19 protein-coding genes and 1 riboswitch are annotated in these 15,679 nt (G+C 71.1%); of the genes, 4 read left to right on the top strand and 15 right to left on the bottom strand.

Going from position 1 to position 15,679, the window contains the following annotated elements:
* Position 1 precedes the first annotated feature (1 nt).
* The 3 genes from pheS to AB0C12_RS40890 form a co-directional block, all read right to left on the bottom strand.
* Positions 2 to 1,063 carry a phenylalanine--tRNA ligase subunit alpha gene (gene pheS, locus AB0C12_RS40900; protein WP_360556246.1) on the bottom strand — a complete coding sequence of 354 codons (1,062 nt, stop codon included), beginning with the start codon at positions 1,061 to 1,063 and terminating at the stop codon, positions 2 to 4.
* A gap of 266 nt (positions 1,064 to 1,329) precedes the next feature.
* On the bottom strand, positions 1,330 to 1,932 hold the full coding sequence (locus tag AB0C12_RS40895) for a response regulator transcription factor (RefSeq protein ID WP_360556245.1): 603 nt from the start codon (positions 1,930 to 1,932) through the stop codon (positions 1,330 to 1,332).
* Positions 1,929 to 3,044, bottom strand: a complete 1,116-nt coding sequence (locus AB0C12_RS40890) for a histidine kinase (RefSeq protein WP_360556243.1) — start codon at positions 3,042 to 3,044, stop codon at positions 1,929 to 1,931. The genes AB0C12_RS40895 and AB0C12_RS40890 overlap by 4 nt, the downstream gene beginning before the upstream one ends.
* A gap of 109 nt (positions 3,045 to 3,153) precedes the next feature.
* Here AB0C12_RS40890 and AB0C12_RS40885 point away from each other — a divergent pair, with 109 nt between their 5' ends.
* Positions 3,154 to 3,933 (top strand): hypothetical protein, encoded by a 780-nt coding sequence (locus tag AB0C12_RS40885; RefSeq protein WP_360556241.1) that lies wholly within the window; start codon positions 3,154 to 3,156, stop codon positions 3,931 to 3,933.
* A gap of 47 nt (positions 3,934 to 3,980) precedes the next feature.
* Here the strand turns inward: AB0C12_RS40885 and AB0C12_RS40880 are convergent, their stop codons facing one another.
* The 7 genes from AB0C12_RS40880 to AB0C12_RS40850 form a co-directional block, all read right to left on the bottom strand.
* A complete protein-coding gene (locus tag AB0C12_RS40880; protein ID WP_360556240.1) occupies positions 3,981 to 4,787 on the bottom strand; it encodes an RNA methyltransferase in 807 nt (268 codons plus the stop codon).
* A 73-nt stretch (positions 4,788 to 4,860) separates the two neighbouring features.
* Positions 4,861 to 5,253 (bottom strand): 50S ribosomal protein L20, encoded by a 393-nt coding sequence (gene rplT, locus AB0C12_RS40875; RefSeq protein ID WP_184991627.1) that lies wholly within the window; start codon positions 5,251 to 5,253, stop codon positions 4,861 to 4,863.
* A 39-nt stretch (positions 5,254 to 5,292) separates the two neighbouring features.
* The gene (gene rpmI, locus AB0C12_RS40870; protein ID WP_360556238.1) at positions 5,293 to 5,487 is read right to left on the bottom strand and encodes a 50S ribosomal protein L35; all 195 of its coding nucleotides are present in this window, start codon (positions 5,485 to 5,487) and stop codon (positions 5,293 to 5,295) included.
* Positions 5,488 to 5,506: 19 nt separating this feature from the next.
* Positions 5,507 to 6,127: a translation initiation factor IF-3 gene (gene infC / locus AB0C12_RS40865; RefSeq protein ID WP_360556237.1), complete on the bottom strand. Its 621-nt coding sequence runs from the start codon at positions 6,125 to 6,127 to the stop codon at positions 5,507 to 5,509.
* 336 nt (positions 6,128 to 6,463) lie between these two features.
* Positions 6,464 to 6,913, bottom strand: a complete 450-nt coding sequence (locus AB0C12_RS40860; RefSeq protein ID WP_360556235.1) for a PH domain-containing protein — start codon at positions 6,911 to 6,913, stop codon at positions 6,464 to 6,466.
* Between the two features lie 17 nt (positions 6,914 to 6,930).
* Entirely contained in the window at positions 6,931 to 7,776 is an 846-nt protein-coding gene (gene hisG, locus AB0C12_RS40855) for an ATP phosphoribosyltransferase (protein ID WP_360556233.1), read from the bottom strand.
* 44 nt (positions 7,777 to 7,820) lie between these two features.
* Positions 7,821 to 8,084, bottom strand: a complete 264-nt coding sequence (locus tag AB0C12_RS40850; RefSeq protein WP_203766914.1) for a phosphoribosyl-ATP diphosphatase — start codon at positions 8,082 to 8,084, stop codon at positions 7,821 to 7,823.
* A 78-nt stretch (positions 8,085 to 8,162) separates the two neighbouring features.
* On the opposite strand from AB0C12_RS40850, the gene AB0C12_RS40845 reads away from it, so the two are divergent.
* The 3 genes from AB0C12_RS40845 to AB0C12_RS40835 are packed head-to-tail and all read left to right on the top strand — an operon-like array spanning position 8,163 to position 10,626.
* The gene (locus tag AB0C12_RS40845) at positions 8,163 to 9,038 is read left to right on the top strand and encodes an ABC transporter substrate-binding protein (RefSeq protein WP_360556231.1); all 876 of its coding nucleotides are present in this window, start codon (positions 8,163 to 8,165) and stop codon (positions 9,036 to 9,038) included.
* Complete coding sequence (locus AB0C12_RS40840) at positions 9,035 to 9,883, top strand: amino acid ABC transporter permease (protein WP_360556230.1); 849 nt, start codon at positions 9,035 to 9,037, stop codon at positions 9,881 to 9,883. The genes AB0C12_RS40845 and AB0C12_RS40840 overlap by 4 nt, the downstream gene beginning before the upstream one ends.
* 2 nt (positions 9,884 to 9,885) lie before the next feature.
* Entirely contained in the window at positions 9,886 to 10,626 is a 741-nt protein-coding gene (locus tag AB0C12_RS40835; RefSeq protein WP_360556229.1) for an amino acid ABC transporter ATP-binding protein, read from the top strand.
* 114 nt (positions 10,627 to 10,740) lie between these two features.
* On the opposite strand, the gene AB0C12_RS40830 is transcribed toward AB0C12_RS40835, so the two are convergent.
* The 5 genes from AB0C12_RS40830 to ribD form a co-directional block, all read right to left on the bottom strand.
* Entirely contained in the window at positions 10,741 to 11,916 is a 1,176-nt protein-coding gene (locus tag AB0C12_RS40830) for an MFS transporter (protein WP_360556228.1), read from the bottom strand.
* A gap of 19 nt (positions 11,917 to 11,935) precedes the next feature.
* Positions 11,936 to 12,412: a 6,7-dimethyl-8-ribityllumazine synthase gene (gene ribH / locus AB0C12_RS40825; RefSeq protein WP_360556226.1), complete on the bottom strand. Its 477-nt coding sequence runs from the start codon at positions 12,410 to 12,412 to the stop codon at positions 11,936 to 11,938.
* Positions 12,413 to 12,479: 67 nt separating this feature from the next.
* The gene (locus AB0C12_RS40820) at positions 12,480 to 13,685 is read right to left on the bottom strand and encodes a bifunctional 3,4-dihydroxy-2-butanone-4-phosphate synthase/GTP cyclohydrolase II (RefSeq protein WP_360556225.1); all 1,206 of its coding nucleotides are present in this window, start codon (positions 13,683 to 13,685) and stop codon (positions 12,480 to 12,482) included.
* Positions 13,682 to 14,281 (bottom strand): riboflavin synthase, encoded by a 600-nt coding sequence (locus tag AB0C12_RS40815; RefSeq protein ID WP_360556223.1) that lies wholly within the window; start codon positions 14,279 to 14,281, stop codon positions 13,682 to 13,684. The genes AB0C12_RS40820 and AB0C12_RS40815 overlap by 4 nt, the downstream gene beginning before the upstream one ends.
* Entirely contained in the window at positions 14,281 to 15,336 is a 1,056-nt protein-coding gene (gene ribD / locus AB0C12_RS40810) for a bifunctional diaminohydroxyphosphoribosylaminopyrimidine deaminase/5-amino-6-(5-phosphoribosylamino)uracil reductase RibD (RefSeq protein WP_360556221.1), read from the bottom strand. Before ribD ends, AB0C12_RS40815 begins: the two co-directional genes overlap by 1 nt.
* 134 nt (positions 15,337 to 15,470) lie before the next feature.
* Positions 15,471 to 15,653, bottom strand: a riboswitch (FMN riboswitch).
* Positions 15,654 to 15,679 lie beyond the last annotated feature (26 nt).

The raw sequence follows: 15,679 nt of genomic DNA, 5'->3' as shown, positions 1-15,679 counted from the left end.
ATCAGACCGCCATCCCGAAGTTGCGGGTGAACCGGACGTCACCCTCGACCATGTCGCGCATGTCGCTGACCCCGTTGCGGAACATCAGCGTGCGCTCGACCCCCATGCCGAACGCGAAGCCCGAGTACCGCTCGGGGTCGATTCCGCAGGCGGTGAGCACCCGCGGGTTCACCAGGCCGCAGCCACCCCACTCGACCCAACGCGGGCCGTCGCGGTGCTGGGCGAACCAGACGTCGAACTCCGCCGACGGCTCGGTGAACGGGAAGTAGTTCGGCCGCCACCGGGTCCGCGCGTCCGGCCCGAACATCGACCGGGCGAAATGGTCGAGAGTGCCCTTGAGGTGGGCGAGCGTGATGCCCTCGTCGACAACCAGGCCCTCGATCTGGTGGAACACCGGAGTGTGCGTGGCGTCCAGCTCATCCGTGCGGTACGCCCGCCCCGGGCTCACCACGTAGATGGGGGGCTTGCGGCTCAGCATCGTCCGCACCTGGCCGGGCGACGTGTGCGTACGCATGACCAGCCCGGGCAGATCCACGTAGAACGTGTCCATGAGCCCGCGCGCGGGGTGGTCGGGGCCGATGTTGAGCGCGTCGAAGTTCGCCCATTCGAGCTCCAGCTCCGGCCCGTCGACAACCGAGTAGCCCATGCCGACGAACAGGTCGCCCATGTGCTCCATCAGCGTGGTCAACGGATGCCGGGCGCCACGCGGGGCCCGGTCCCAGGGCAGGGAGACGTCGACGCGCTCCTCCACCAGAACCCGGGCGGCCCGCTCGAGCTCCAGCTCGGCGAGCCGCGCGTCGAACGCACTCTGGATCGACTGCCGGGCCACGTTGACACGCTTGCCGGCCTCCGACTTGGCGTGCGGCGGCAGTGAACCGATCTCCCGCCGGGCCAGCGACACGGGCGAACGGTCGCCGAGATGCGCAGACTTCAGGGTGCCGAGCGCGTCAAGATCACCCGCACCGGCGAACGCCTTCTCCGCCTCGGCGACGGCGGCCTCGAGAGCCTCGGGGGCGAGCAGGACGGCCTGCTTCGGATCGTACGGATCGTTGCGGTAGGACATGGTCGGGCGAACTCCCTCACACCGGATGAGCCATCGGGCAGTGTACGGAGGCGCGGCTGGGCCGCAGCCCGCCGGTCAGGGGAAGTCGCGCAGGAGTGTCAGACCCGGCGCCCGCGACCAGCGGGCTGGGTAAACATCATCGGGTGCACTCGGCGCATGAGACACAGCATACCGCCGTAGCCAACCCGGTATTGCGGAGCGGCACTTTGTCCCGCGCGACTGGGGTTTCGACCCACGGGGCGGCGGCCTCGGCGCGGCTGCGGACGTCATAGCCAGCCGTTGTCTCGAGCGGCGGTTACGGCCTCGGTGCGGCTGCCCACGCGGAGCTTGGCCAGGATCGCGGTCAGGTGGTTGCGGACCGTCCCGGGCGACAGGTGCAGGCGGCGGGCGATCAGCGACACCGGCACGTCAGGCTCGGCGGAGCGCAGCACGTCGAGCTCGCGCTGGGTCAGCGGGCACTCCGGCATGCTGAGGGCGTCCGCGGCGAGCCCGGGGTCCACGTACCGGCCGCCGCTGTGCACACGCCTGATCACGTCGGCGAGCGTGCCGCCCTTGCAGCCCTTGGGCAGGAAGCCCTTCGCGCCGGCGGCCAGGGCGCGCTGCACCTGGGCGGGCCGCGCGTGCCCGGTGAGGATGACCACCGCGCAGGACGGCAGGACGCGGGTGAGCTCGGCGGTGACCTCGATGCCGTCCCGGGGCATCTGGAGGTCCACGACTGCCACGTCGGGGCGGTGTTGCAGCGCTGACTTCACTGCCTCGTGGCCGTCCGCGGCGTGGGCCACCACGTCCAGATCGGCTTCGAGGTCGAGCAGCGCGGCCACGGCGACGCGGATCAGTTCCTCGTCGTCGGCGAGCAGCAGCCGGATCATGGCGCCGAGCGGACGACGGCCTCGACCGTGAACCGGCCGTCCGCCGCTCTGGTCCGCAGTACGCCACCGGACTCGGCCAGCCGTTCCGCCAGGCCGTGCAGGCCGTGACTGTGCCGGTCAGGCGCGGCGTCGCCGGCGCCGTCGTTGACCACGGTCATCATGAACTCCGGCCCGACCCGGACGATGTCGATCGTGCACCACGCCGCCCGGCTGTGCCGCAGCACGTTCGTGGAGGCCTCGCGCAGCACGGCGGCGAGCGGCGCGGAGACCGGCGGAGGTAGGACGCCGTCGGGTGCCTGCACCGTGCAGCGCACCCCGGAGGACACCAGGACCTGCTCTATGGCGGTCAGTTGCTCGCGCAGGTCGACCTGGCGGTAGCCGTGCACGACCTCACGCAGCTCGGTCAGAGCTGACGTGGCGAGCCCGCGCACCTCCGCTGCCTCCCGGGCGGCCCGCGGCGGGTCCACCGGGGCGAGTCGCTCGGCCAGCTCCGCCTTGAGCGCGATCACCGACAGGTGGTGGCCCAGCGAATCGTGCACGTCCCGAGCGAACCGCAACCGTTCCTCGCCGGCGGCCAGCTGGGACTGCGCTGCCCGGCCCTGCTCGGCCTGCATCAGCAGCTCCCAGAACCAGACCTGCACGGCGTTGATCGCTGCTATGCCGGCACCGAAGCCGACCGAGATGATCAGTGCGTCCCGGACCGAGCCCGGCGTGGTCAACACCGCGACCGCCGCCGTGACGGCGCTGAGCGCCAGCGCCGTCCATCTGCCGGTGATCACCGGCAGGACCCCGATGATGCAAGCAGCCAGCCAGGCCCAGCTCGGCCAGGTGCCGCCGGTGGGACCGACCAGCGGCACGGACGCGACGGACGCGGTGGCGAGGCCCAGCAAGGCGCCGCGGCGGGCCCGTGGACTGAGCCACGGCGTGACGAGGGCGTGCAAGACGAAACCCTGGGCGACCGAGAACAGCAGGATGCCGATCGCGCCGAGAAAGATCCGGAACGTCTCAGGCTCGCGCCAGAGGCCGACAGCCGGCAGGAACAACGCCATCGAGCCGTTGGTAGCCAGCACGACCAGGGTGACGACCCGGGCTCGTCGCATCTGTCTGTGCATGCGCTGATGCTAGGCGCGGGAGACGCACGGACGACCCATGAAAAGTTCATGGTTGGTGGGTGCGCCGGCGACGGTGCCGGTTGCGCACGGTTAGGCCGAGGCTGCTGGCATGACAATCTCAGCGGTACGAACCCGCCCCTGGCCCTTCGCCCGGCACCTGCTGGAGATGCTCGCCGCGATGGTCGTCGGCATGGCGGCCCTGGGCCCGTTCTGGACACCGTCCCGGGTGGACGTGTCGGCGCTGTGGACGGCCACCACGATGTCGGTCGCGATGGCGGTCTGGATGGGCTACCGGGGTCACTCCCGCGCCGCGATCGCCGAGATGACCACGGCGATGTACGCACCCTTCCTGGTCCTGCTCATCCCCTGGTGGGCAGGTCTGATACCGGGCCCGGCAGTGCTCCTCGGCGGCCACCTCCTGATGCTGCCGGCCATGGCGCTGGCGATGCTCCAGCGCGCCGACGACTACGCCGGCGGGCACGTCCACGAGCCGAGGACCGGCCTGCTGGCCCGCTGGCCGACCGCGCTGGCGTTGCTGATCACGGTGGACATGCTCGTCGAGCCTGCCGCGCTCGCGCCGTGGAAGCTGCTGGTACTGGCGTTCGCCTACCTCACCATCGGAGCGGTGCGGCGCACGTTGCGCCCGCGGGCTGTCCTGATCCGGCAGGTGGCGGCGATGGCGGTGTATCTGGGGCTCCTCCTGGCCGCGGTCCTCGCCGGACCGGTGCTGAGCGTCTGGCTGGTGGGGCTGGGGTGGCTCGCGCACGCGGGCTGGGACTACTGGCACTTCCGCCGGAACGAGGTGGTCCCCCGAGCATTCGCGGAATGGTGCGGCGTCGTGGACGCAGTCATCGGTGGCTCGGTTCTCGTCTACGCGATCACGCTGTAGCGCGGCCACCCGGCTACGCGGCTCCGCAGAAACCCGCGGTCAGCCGGCTAAACCGCCACACCGTGGCCGCCAGCCGGACGGCGATGCGCACGGGCCGACGCGTAGAGACAAACCGCCGCAGCCGCCGCCAGATTCAGACTCTCCGCGCCGCCATAAATCGGGATCCGCACCCGCCTGTCGGCCGCCTTCACCAGATCCTCCGGCAAACCATGAGCCTCCGACCCGAACAACCAGGCCGTCGGCCCAGCCAGGGAGCCATCGTCAAGCAGAGAGTCCAGGTCATCCTCGCCGTAGCCGGTCGTGGCCAGCACCTGCATCCCGAAGTCCCGCAGTTCGTCGACCACCCCCAGCGGCGCCCGGACCACGTCCACGTTGAAGAGACTGCCCGCCGAGGCCCGCACACACTTGCCGTTGTAAGGATCAACCGCCTCACCCGCGAAGATCACCGCGGCCGCACCGGCGGCATCGGCCGTGCGCAGGATCGTCCCCGCATTTCCGGGGTCGCGGATCTCAGCGGCCACGGCCACCAGGCGGGGGCCCTTCGACAATGCTTCGGCCAGCGGCACGTCCAACTGCTCGCACACAGCCACCAGTCCCTGCGGCTGGACAGTCTCAGCCAGCGCCGCGAGGCCGTCGTCGGTCACCGGGGACACCACGGGCGCCTGCGAAGCCAGGTCAGCGTGCCGGGACAGCGCTGCTTCCGTACCGAAGAGCTCCAGGACGACCCCCGCGGCCAGCGCGGAACGCACCGCCTGCGGGCCCTCCGCGAGGAAGCGTCCGGTCTGGTCGCGGTCGCGGCGGCGCTGCAGGCGCCGGGCCGCGACGACCCTGGGGGTGCGGGGAGTGAAGGTCACGTGTCCTCCTGGAGGGAACAGCATCGGGGCGCCTCCCGGTCACCCGGAAGACGCCCCGAAAAAGTGCTGACGATCAGGCAGCCTGAGCGGCGGCGCCGCCGGTGCCCTCGGCCGCCACCGCGGCCCGCGCGATCTCGACGATCGCCGCGAACGAGGCGGCGTCGTTGACGGCCATGTCGGCCAGGATCTTGCGGTCCACCTCGACGCCGGCCAGCTTCAGGCCCTGGATCAGGCGGTTGTAGGTCAGGCCGTTGGCCCGTGCGCCCGCGTTGATGCGCGTGATCCACAGCTGGCGGAAGTCGCCCTTGCGGTCACGGCGGTCGCGGTACGCGTACTGCATCGAGTGCAGCACCTGCTCCTTGGCCTTGCGGTACAGCCTCGAGCGCTGTCCGCGGTAGCCACTGGCAGTCTCCAGCAGCGTACGGCGCTTCTTCTGGGCGTTCACTGCCCGCTTGACGCGTGCCATTTCTGTACTCCTAACAGGGGAACGAGTGTGGCGCGCGCGTCAGCGGCCCAGCATCTTCTTGACTCGCTTGGTGTCGGCCTTGGAGACCACGACCGTACCGGTCATCCGGCGGGTGACGTGCGAGGACTTGCCCTCGAGCAGGTGGCGCTTGCCGGCCAGCTCACGCACGATCTTGCCCTTGCCGGTGATCTTCACCCGCTTGCCCATGCCGGTGTGGCTCTTCATCTTCGGCACTCGGAACGCCTCTTTCTGATTACTCTGCGGTTACGGCGCTGGTGTCGGCAGCAGCCTCGGCCGGCGGTGCCTCGGCCTCTTCGCCTTCACGCGGCTCGCGGGGCGGGCGCGCGTTGGCGGCGATGACGGCAGCGGCGGCGGCCTTGGTCGCCCGATGCGGAGCCAGGACCATGATCATGTTGCGGCCGTCCTGCTTCGGACTGGCCTCGACGAAACCCAGCTCCGAGATCTCTTCGCTGAGCCTGCGCAGGAGCCGGAAACCCAGCTCGGGGCGACTCTGCTCGCGACCGCGGAACATGATCGTCACCTTGACCTTGTCGCCCGCCTTGAGGAACCGGACCACGTGACCCTTCTTGGTCTCGTAGTCGTGCGGGTCGATCTTCGGGCGGAGCTTCATTTCCTTGATGACGGTCTGTTGCTGGTTGCGCCGGGCTTCGCGCGCCTTGAGTGCACTCTCGTACTTGAACTTGCCGAAGTCCATGAGCTTGCACACCGGCGGGCGCGCCATCGGCGCTACCTCGACCAGGTCCAGGTCGACGTCCGCAGCCAGCTGCAGGGCGCGCTCGAGCGGGACGATGCCCACCTGCTCACCCTCGGGGCCGACCAGACGGACTTCCCTTGCCCGGATCTGCTCGTTCACGCGTGGTTCGACGCTGATGGGGCCTCCTCAGAACGATCTAGTGGATGTCTCCGCCTGCGGTCTTTCGCCGCGGGCAGAGCGCACTGCCAATGTCGGTCGGCCCTCTCACGCCCACTTCAGCAGGGCGCCGAGGAAAGCAGAAGGCCCCGGCACGAATGCCAGGGCCCGCTCGACCGGTCATCGGCGTCCATGAGGACGCACACCGACACCGGGATATTCCCGGAGCGGTTGACCGGACCCAGCCACCTCAGGGGCGACGGGGTGGGAACCAGCGGGCTCCTCTTTCGCGCCCCCCATGACGAGGGGCGTGGTCGACTACCGGACGAGTCTACCAGCTCAGGAAGTCGCCGCCGAATGGAGGGCGCGAAGTGCGCGAACGCCCTCCACGGCGTACTCCTTGTCGGCCGCCTGCAGCGCATGGACCGACACGGTCTCGTCGTCGTGCAGCTCGAGCGTCGCCCAGGGTGAGTTGCGGTCGAAGCGCACCGCCCGCACCGCTGTCCAGGGCAGGTCGTAGCCCCCGACCACGTTGCGCACCTTGACGCCGTCGGCGTCGGCCACCGCCCGGGGGCGGGTGAACGCCAGGATGCCCAGCCCGATCAGGATGCCCAGGCCGATCATCGCGGTCTGGTCGCCGCGCTGGTACGTGCCCATGTTGTCCCCGGTCGAGCCGTGCAGGCCGAAGCTCAACACGGTGAAGAGGATCACCACGGCAGCCGCCGAGAAGCCGGCCACCCACCGGATGCGCCGCGGCCGGTAGACGACCGGAGTGCTTGTGGAAGTCACGGTAACCACTGTGCCACTCACAGCCGGCAGTTGGAGATGTCGGTCACCAGAATCGCGCGGGCGCCGAGCTCGTACAGCTCGTCCATGATCCGGTGCACGTCGTTGCGGCGGACCATCGCCTGCACGGCCACCCAGCCCTCGCGGTGCAGCGGTGACACGGTGGGCGACTCGATGCCCGGGGTCAGCGCGGTCGCGTTCTCCAGCAGGTCGGCCCGGACGTCGTACGCCAGCATCACGAAGCTGCGGGCGACCAGCACGCCCTGCAGCCGCCGGATGAGCTGGGCCGCGGGGCCGGAGTCGCCGGCCGGTCCGCGGCCGATCAGGATCGCGGAGCTGCGCAGCAGCGGCTCGCCCAGGGTGACCAGGCCGGCCTGGCGCAGGGTCGTGCCGGTCTCGACGACGTCGGCGATGAGGTCGGCGACGCCGAGGCGCACCGCGTTCTCGACCGCGCCGTCGAGGCGGACCACCTCGGCCTTGAGCTCGTGCTCATCGAGGTAGCGCTGGACGACACCCGGGTAGGCGGTGGCGATGCGGCGACCGCCTATCTCGTCCGCGGAGGCCAGCGCGCCGGCCGGGGCGGCCCAGCGGAAAGTGGCTCCGCCGAAACTCAGGTCCAGCACCTCGGTGGCCGGCACCCCGGAGTCGACGAGCAGGTCACGGCCGGTGATACCGAGATCCAGATCACCCGAGCCCACGTACGTGGCGATGTCGCGGGGACGCAGGTAGAAGAACTCGACATTGTTGGCCTCGTCACGGCAGACGAGGTCCTTGGGGTCGGTGCGCTGGCGGTAGCCGGCGTCGCGCAGCATCTGAGCGGCCGGAGTGGACAGGGTGCCTTTGTTGGGAATGGCGATGCGCAGCATCGACGTGCTCCTTCGATCGATCTCGATTGAGGCGGAGGACCACGTCAGAGATGTCGGTACACGTCCTTGAGCTCGAGCCCGGTGGCGATCATCAGGACTTGTGCCTGGTAGAGCAGCTGGGAGATCTCCTCCGCGGCCCGCTCCGGCCCCTCGTGCTCGGCGGCCATCCAGGACTCGGCCGCCTCCTCGACGACCTTTTTCCCGATGAAGTGCACGCCCTTGTCCAGCGCCACGACGGTGGACGAACCCGGGGTCCGCTGCGCCGCCTTCGCCTGCAACTCGGCGAACAACTCTTCGAACGTCTTCACGGGAGACGATTGTGGCAGCTCATCACGGGATGGCGACGGACGACCCCATCGGTTGGGACGTGGCCTAGGCTCGCGGTCATGGTCAGCAGAAACACCGTCGCCGCGCTGAGCAGCGCGGCCGTACTCCTCGCAGCCCTCGCGGGCTGCGCGCCCGCCGACGAGGCGAGCCCCTCCGCCGGCGCGTCGGCCTCCGCCTCCGGCCCCGCCTGCGCCCCCGGAACACTCAGCACGCGCACCGCGGGCAAGCTCACGATCGGCACCGACAACCCGGCGTACGAGCCGTGGTTCAGCGACAACAAGCCCGCCAACGGCAAGGGTTTCGAGTCCGCGGTCGCGTACCAGGTCGCCGAGCGCCTCGGCTACAAGGCGCCGGACGTGGTCTGGACGAACGTGACGTTCAACAACGCCATCGCGCCGGGCCCGAAGACGTTCGACTTCGACATCAACCAGTTCTCGATCACGCCCGAGCGGCGCAAGGCCGTCGACTTCTCCTCGCCGTACTACCTGGTCCGGCAGACGGTCATCACCACCAAGGGCTCGAAGATCGCCGGCGTGAAGGCGATCGCCGAGCTCAAGGGCGCGAAGCTCGGCGCGCAGGTCGGCACCACCAGCTACCAGGCGATCAACGAGCTGATCAAGCCGACCGCCAAGGCCCAGGTCTACAACAACAACGACGACGCCAAGGCGGCCCTGGAGAACGGCCAGGTCGACGGCATCGTGGTGGACCTGCCGACCGCGTTCTACATGACCGCGGCCGAGCTCGACAACGGAGTGATCGTCGGTCAGTTGCCGCAGGTCGGCGTACCGGAGCAGTTCGGTCTGGTTCTTGATCTCGGATCGCCGTTGACCACCTGCGTCTCTCAGGCCGTCGACCAGCTGCGGCAGGACGGCACCCTCGCGGTGCTCGAGAAGCAGTGGCTGGCGAGCACCGGCGGGGCTCCCGAACTCTCGTGAGCACCGAGCTCCATCAGCCGTCCGAGATCCAGCGCGGGCGGATCGCCTACCGGCGACGGCAGACGGTCCGCTCGGTGCTGCTCGCGGCGCTGTCGACCGCGGTCGTCGGCGTGCTGCTCGTGGTCGCGGTCACCGGCGCGCCCGGCTGGGACCGCGTCAAGCTGTCGTTCTTCAGCCCCGAGGTGGCCTGGCGCTGGCTGCCGGAGATCCTCGACGGCCTCTGGCTCAACGTCCGGCTGCTGGTCGTCTGCGCGCTGCTCGCGCTGACGCTCGGGCTGCTGATCGCCACGCTGCGGACCCTGCGGGGCCCGGTCTTCTTTCCGGTACGGGCCATGGCGACCGGCTACACGTACACGTTCCGTGGTCTGCCCCTGATCATCGTCATCTACCTGATGGCCTTCGGCGTCCCCGGCCTGCGGCTGCAGGGCACCCCGGGGGTGCTGGTGCTGGGCGGGGCCGCGCTGGTGATCACGTACGGCGCCTATCTGGCCGAGGTGTTCCGGGCCGGCATCGAGTCGGTGCACCCCAGCCAGCTCGCCGCGGCCCGGTCACTGGGGCTGACGTACCGGCAGACGATGCGCCACGTGGTGCTGCCCCAGGCGATCCGCCGGGTGGCGCCGCCGCTGCTCAACGACACCGTGGCGCTGCAGAAGGACGTCGGGCTGGTCTCGCTGGCGGGCCCGATCGACGCCGTACGCGCGGCTCAGATCGGGGTCGCGCAGGACGCCAACTACACGCCGTACATCGTGGCGGGGGTGCTGTTCGTGCTGCTCGCGCTGCCGTTGATCGGCGTCACCGACTGGGTCACGCTGCGCGCGGCCCGCCGCCAGTCCGCGGGAGCCTGACCATGCTGCTGTCCTGCGAGCACGTCCGGAAGACGTTCGGCGCCGCCGTGGTGCTCGACGACCTGTCGCTGGAGGTGGACGAGCACCAGGTGGTCGCGCTGATCGGCGCCTCCGGCTCGGGCAAGTCCACGCTGCTGCGCTGCGTCAACCTGCTCACCGACATCGACGACGGCACCATCCGGCTCGACGGCGAGGACATCTCCGATCCCCGGGTCAACCCGGACCAGGTACGGCAGCGGATCGGCATGGTGTTCCAGTCGTACAACCTGTTCCCGCACATGACGGTGCTGCGCAACATCACGCTGGCCCCCGTACGGGTGCACAAGCGGTCCGCCGCCGAGACCCGGGAGCAGGCCATGCAGTGGCTGGACCGGGTCGGCCTGGCCGACAAGGCGGACAGTTATCCGGACCGGCTCTCCGGCGGCCAGCAGCAGCGGGTCGCCATCGTCCGGGCCCTGGTCAACAGCCCCCGGCTGCTGCTGCTCGACGAGGTCACCTCGGCGCTGGACCCGGAGCTGGTCGGCGAGGTACTGACCATGATCCGCGGCCTGAAGGACGAGGGCATGACCATGGTGCTGGCCACCCACGAGATGGGCTTCGCCCGGCAGGTCGCGGATCGGGTGGTCTTCCTGGACGGCGGCCGGGTGCTCGAGGCGGGGCCGCCCGAGCAGGTGCTGGGCGACCCCACCGAGGCCCGGACCCGGCAGTTCCTGGCCCGCATCATCGAGGCCGGCCGGCTCTGATCGGGCTCCCGGGCGCTCAACCCGGCAGCCCGCCGAGACCGGCCGTGGGCCGGACCGACCGGCCGCCCGAACCGGCCGCCGGGCCGGACCGGCCGGCAGCTGGCGGCCGGCGGTTCAGCTGGGGCTGAGAACCCGGGTGCCGGGTTCGCGGGCCGGTCGCAGCGCCCCGGCCGCCAGGGCGACCAGCAGCGCCAGCAACACCGGGATGGACAGTGCCACCGGCAGGCCGAAAGCCTCGGCCGCGCCACCGATCAGCACCGGTCCGGCGAAGAAGCCCAGCCAGCCGATGCTCGCCACCCGGGCGATGGCCTGAGCCGGACGCTGCGGGTTGCGGTGACCCGCGGCCGAGAACACCTGCGGCGCCACGCAGGACAGCCCGGCCCCCAGACACCCGAAGCCGATCACCCCGGCCACGGGCTGCCCGACCAGCAGCGCGGTGCCCAGGCCGGCCGCCGCGAGCAGGCCGCAGCCCCGGACCAGCCGGACCGCGCCGAAGCGGGCAGCCAGCCGGTCGCCGGTCAGCCGGCCGGCCGTCATGGCGATGAAGAACGCCGCGAACGCCGCAGCCGCGAAGCCTTCGGTGCTGTGCAGGCTGTCGCGCAGATAGACCGTGCTCCAGTCGGCTGCCGCTCCCTCGCCGACCAGGGCACACAGGGCCAGCGCGCCCAGCAGCAGCACCCCGGAGAGCGGCACCTGACGCGCGGGGCCGTCGGCCGGGGAGCCCGCGGCCTCGGTCAGGCCCGCCGACCAGCGGCTTGACCACCAGGCGAGGGCCGCGCCCAGCACAGCCACGACGGCGAAGGTGCCCAGCGGGCTCGCGCCGGCGGCCGCGGTGACGCCGCCGAGGACCGCCCCGAGGAAGCCGCCGATGCTGTAGACGGCATGGAACGACGACATGATCGGCCGTTCGGCGGTCCGCTCGATCTCCACGCCGCGGGCGTTCATCGCTATGTTCAGCACGCCGTGGACCACGCCGAAGGCGAACAGCGCCACGGTCAGCGTCACCAGCGACGGAGCTACGGCGACCGGCAGCAGGAAGCACCCGTCCACCAGCGCCGCGGGGACCATGATGTGCCGGCTGCCGTACCGGTCGACCAGCCGCCCGGAGAGCTGCATGCCGGTCACCGCGCCGAGGGCGAGCCCGACCAGGGCGATGCTGAGCCGGCCGTCGCTGAGGCCCAGGTGCTGCTTCACCGCCGGGATACGCGCCGTCCACGTGCCGATCAGTGTGCCGTAGAGCAGGAAGAGCAGCGCGGCGGCGATCCGGCTCCGGCGTAACGTCTGCGGCACGGCTCCAAGCTAGACGATCTCAGTCCTTGCTCAGCTCCCGGATGGCCAGGACCGCGTCCAGCACCGCGACCGTCGACTGCCAGCCCTTGTCCTCGATCGAGTCCTCCAGGCCGGCCCGGTCCTTGGCCTGGCCCAGGCTCTCCACGGTGAGCACGCCGTGCGCCACCGGGGTCTGCTCGTCCAGTGCCACCCGGGTCAGCCCGGCCGTCACCGCGTCGTTGACGTAGTTGAAGTGCGCGGTCTCGCCCCGGATCACCACGCCCAGCGCGACCACCGCGTCGCAGCGCTTGGCCAGGGCCTGCGCGACGATCGGCAGCTCCACCGAGCCGGCCACCCGGGCCACGACCACGTCCTGCACGCCGCACGCCTGGGCGGCCGCCTGCGCCCGCTCGACCATGTGGTCGACCAGGTCGGAGTGCCAGCGCGAGCCGACGATGCCGAGCTTGAGCCCGGCGGCGTCAACCGTGTTGAGGTGCGGATCCCCGAAACCGGCCATGTGTTGCCCCCTCTTTGCCTGTAGTTTGCTCCGGCCACCGCGACGGCGCCGGAAAATCAGCCAGAGCTCAGCCCAGGGCCTCGAAGAGGTGGCCCATCCGGTCGCGCTTGGTCCGCAGGTAGCGCACGTTCTCCGGGTGCGGCCGCACCGGCAGCTCCTCGCGGCCGGTGATGGTCAGGCCGTAGCCCTCCAGCCCGGCGCGCTTCGCGGGGTTGTTGGTGAGCAGCCGCATCGAGCGCACGCCCAGGTCGTACAGGATCTGGGCGCCGGTGCCGTAGTCGCGGGCGTCGGCCGGCAGGCCCAGCTCGAGGTTGGCGTCGACGGTGTCCAGGCCGCGGTCCTGCAACTGGTACGCCTGCAGCTTGTGCAGCAGCCCGATGCCCCGCCCCTCGTGGCCGCGCATGTAGAGCACGACGCCCCGCCCGGCCTCGGCGACCCGGTCGAGGGCCGCGTCCAGCTGGGGCCCGCAGTCGCAGCGCACCGAGCCGAAGACATCCCCGGTCAGGCACTCGGAGTGCACCCGGACCAGCACGTCCTCGCCGTCGCCGAGGTCGCCGAAGACCAGCGCGACGTGCTCGGCGCCGGCCACGTCGGTGCGGTAGCCCACCGCGGTGAACTCGCCGTGCTCGGTCGGCAGCCGGGTCTCGACGACCCGCTCGACCAGGGTCTCGTGCCGGCGCCGGTACGCGATCAGGTCGGCGATGCTGATCAGCGCCAGGTCGTGCTCGGCCGCGAACCGCTCCAGGTCGGGCATCCGCATCATGGTGCCGTCGTCGTTGATCATCTCGCAGAGCACGCCGGCCGGCCGCAGCCCGGCCAGCACGGACAGGTCGATCGCGGCCTCGGTGTGACCCGGCCGGCGCAGCACGCCGCCGGCCTTGGCCCGCAGCGGCACGACGTGACCCGGCCTGGACAGGTCGGTGGGCTGGGTCTCCGCCGAGCCCAGCAGCCGGATGGTGTGCGCGCGGTCGGCGGCCGAGATGCCCGTGCTGATGCCCTCGCGGGCGTCGACGGTCACCGCGTACGCGGTCCCGCGCCGGTCCTGGTTGGTGTGGAACATCGGCGGCAGGTCGAGCCGGTCGGCCTCCTCCTCGGGCAGCGGTACGCAGATGTAGCCCGAGGTGTAGCGGACCATGAACGCGACCAGCTCCGGGGTCGCGTGCTCGGCCGCGAAGATCAGGTCGCCCTCGTTCTCGCGGTCCTCGTCGTCGACCACGATGACCGGACGCCCGGCCGCGATGTCCTTGATCGCCCGTTCGATGTCGGTGCTCATGACAGCCGCTCCCCCAGCATCTTCTCGACGTACTTGGCGATGACGTCGACCTCGAGGTTGACCGGGTCGCCGACGGACTTGGCGCCCAGCACGGTGAGCTTGAGCGTGGTCGGGATCAGGCCCACGTCGAAGGTGTCGGCGGTGACCGCCATGACGGTCAGCGACACCCCGTCGACGGTGATCGAGCCCTTCTCCACTACGTACCGCGAGAGCTCGCTGGGCAGCGAGAAGCGCAGCACTTCCCACTCGTCGGCGGGCTCGCGCGCCACGATCCGCCCGACGCCGTCGACGTGGCCCTGCACCAGGTGCCCGCCGAGGCGGGAGCCGACGGTCGCGGCGCGTTCCAGGTTGACCTGGCTGCCCGCGGTCAGCACGCCGAGCGACGAGCGGCGCAGGCTCTCGCCCATGACGTCGGCCGTGAAGACGCCGTCGACGTTGTCGATGACGGTCAGGCAGACGCCGTTGACCGAGATCGAGTCGCCGTGGCGGGCGTCGGAGGTGACGACGGGACCGCGTACCGCGATCACCGCCGAGTCGCCCCCCGCGTCGGTGAGGTACACGACCTCACCCAGTTCCTCGACGATTCCCGTGAACATCAGGCCTCCTTGGCTCGGAGCGATGCGGTGAAGCGCAGGTCGGGTCCGACCCGCGCGATGTCGACGAGGTCCAGCTCGATGGCCTCGGCGATGGTGGTGACGCCCGCGCCGACCAGGGACGGCTGACCGGCGCCGAGCATCTTGGGAGCGATGTAGCCGACCACCTTGTCGACCAGGCCGGCCGCCAGGAAGCCGCCGGCCAGGGTGGGGCCGCCCTCCAGCAGCACGGCGCGCACGCCGCGGGCGTACAGCTCGGTGAGCAGGGCGGCCAGGTCGACCCGGCCGTCGGGGCCGGTGCCGACCTCGGCCGCCGTCGCGATCCAGGTGGGTGCGGCCTGGTCGCGGATGCGGGCGGTGGCCGGGGTACGCCCGGAGGAGTCGACGACGACCCGCCACGGCTGCTTGATGGCCAGGCTGCCGTCCCGCAGGTCGCGGACGGTGAGCTGAGGATCGTCGGCGACGATGGTGCCGACCCCGGCGACGATGGCGTCGACCGTGCTGCGCAGCTTGTGCACGTCGCTGCGGGCGGGCGCGGAGGTGATCCACTGGCTGGTGCCGTCGGCCGCGGCGGAACGCCCGTCCAGGGTCGCCGCGTACTTCCAGGTCACGTAGGGCCGGCCACGGCGTACGGCGGTCAGCCAGGCGACGTTGCCCTCCTCGGCCGGCGCCCGGCCGACCCCGGTCTCGACCCGGACCCCGGCGTCGCGCAGGGTCGCCGCCCCGCCGGCCGCCACGGGTGTGGGGTCGTCGACGGCGATGACCACCCGGATGATGCCGGCGTTGATCAGCGCCTGGGCGCAGGGGCCGGTGCGGCCGGTGTGGTTGCAGGGCTCGAGAGTGACGACAGCCGTCCCGCCCCGGGCGCGCTCACCGGCCTGGGCCAGGGCGACGATCTCGGCGTGCGGCCCGCCCGCGTACGCGTGGAAGCCCTCGCCGACGACCTCGCCCTCCGCGCTGAGCAGCACGCAGCCGACCACCGGGTTGGGGCTGGTCGTGCCGAGGCCGCGGGCGGCGAGCGCGATCGCCCGGCCCATTGCCTCGTCGTCGGTGACCATCTGCGTTCCCTCTCCATGCGCGGTGCGGTCACGCGCCGAACAGAGAGGGAACAGACAAGCAGAAACAGGACATGAGGGGACGCTTCGCGCCGCCCCGGTGAGGACACGCCGCGACGAGCCCTCATCCTGCTCCCGCGCGCTGTCTCCCATCCGGACTGTCTGAGCAGTCGGCCCGAGGCCGTCCGCTCAACCGTCGGCTCTGGAGTCTCACCAGATCCACCGTCCGTCTTGGTATCGACGTCCGGGTCGCGGGCTCAGCCCTGCCGGAGCAGGGCATTACCGCCGGTTCGGAATTTCACCGAGTCCCGCCAGCGCGTGGTGGGTCACCCATGAGTCTTGCACG

It is taken from the genome of Actinoplanes sp. NPDC048967, from assembly GCF_040649415.1.
Classification (GTDB): domain Bacteria; phylum Actinomycetota; class Actinomycetes; order Mycobacteriales; family Micromonosporaceae; genus Actinoplanes.
Note: the sequence above shows the minus strand (reverse complement) of the source record. Positions and strands in the feature narration are given on the sequence as shown.

What these genes read in the sequence shown, in the direction of transcription:
- pheS (WP_360556246.1), bottom strand. Translation starts at nt 1,063, where the DNA reads ATGTCCTACCGCAACGATCCGTACGATCCGAAGCAGGCCGTCCTGCTC.
- AB0C12_RS40895 (WP_360556245.1), bottom strand. Translation starts at nt 1,932, where the DNA reads ATGATCCGGCTGCTGCTCGCCGACGACGAGGAACTGATCCGCGTCGCC.
- AB0C12_RS40890 (WP_360556243.1), bottom strand. Translation starts at nt 3,044, where the DNA reads ATGCACAGACAGATGCGACGAGCCCGGGTCGTCACCCTGGTCGTGCTG.
- AB0C12_RS40885 (WP_360556241.1), top strand. Translation starts at nt 3,154, where the DNA reads ATGACAATCTCAGCGGTACGAACCCGCCCCTGGCCCTTCGCCCGGCAC.
- rplT (WP_184991627.1), bottom strand. Translation starts at nt 5,253, where the DNA reads ATGGCACGCGTCAAGCGGGCAGTGAACGCCCAGAAGAAGCGCCGTACG.
- hisG (WP_360556233.1), bottom strand. Translation starts at nt 7,776, where the DNA reads ATGCTGCGCATCGCCATTCCCAACAAAGGCACCCTGTCCACTCCGGCC.
- AB0C12_RS40845 (WP_360556231.1), top strand. Translation starts at nt 8,163, where the DNA reads ATGGTCAGCAGAAACACCGTCGCCGCGCTGAGCAGCGCGGCCGTACTC.
- AB0C12_RS40835 (WP_360556229.1), top strand. Translation starts at nt 9,886, where the DNA reads ATGCTGCTGTCCTGCGAGCACGTCCGGAAGACGTTCGGCGCCGCCGTG.
- ribH (WP_360556226.1), bottom strand. Translation starts at nt 12,412, where the DNA reads ATGGCCGGTTTCGGGGATCCGCACCTCAACACGGTTGACGCCGCCGGG.
- AB0C12_RS40820 (WP_360556225.1), bottom strand. Translation starts at nt 13,685, where the DNA reads ATGAGCACCGACATCGAACGGGCGATCAAGGACATCGCGGCCGGGCGT.
- AB0C12_RS40815 (WP_360556223.1), bottom strand. Translation starts at nt 14,281, where the DNA reads ATGTTCACGGGAATCGTCGAGGAACTGGGTGAGGTCGTGTACCTCACC.
- ribD (WP_360556221.1), bottom strand. Translation starts at nt 15,336, where the DNA reads ATGGTCACCGACGACGAGGCAATGGGCCGGGCGATCGCGCTCGCCGCC.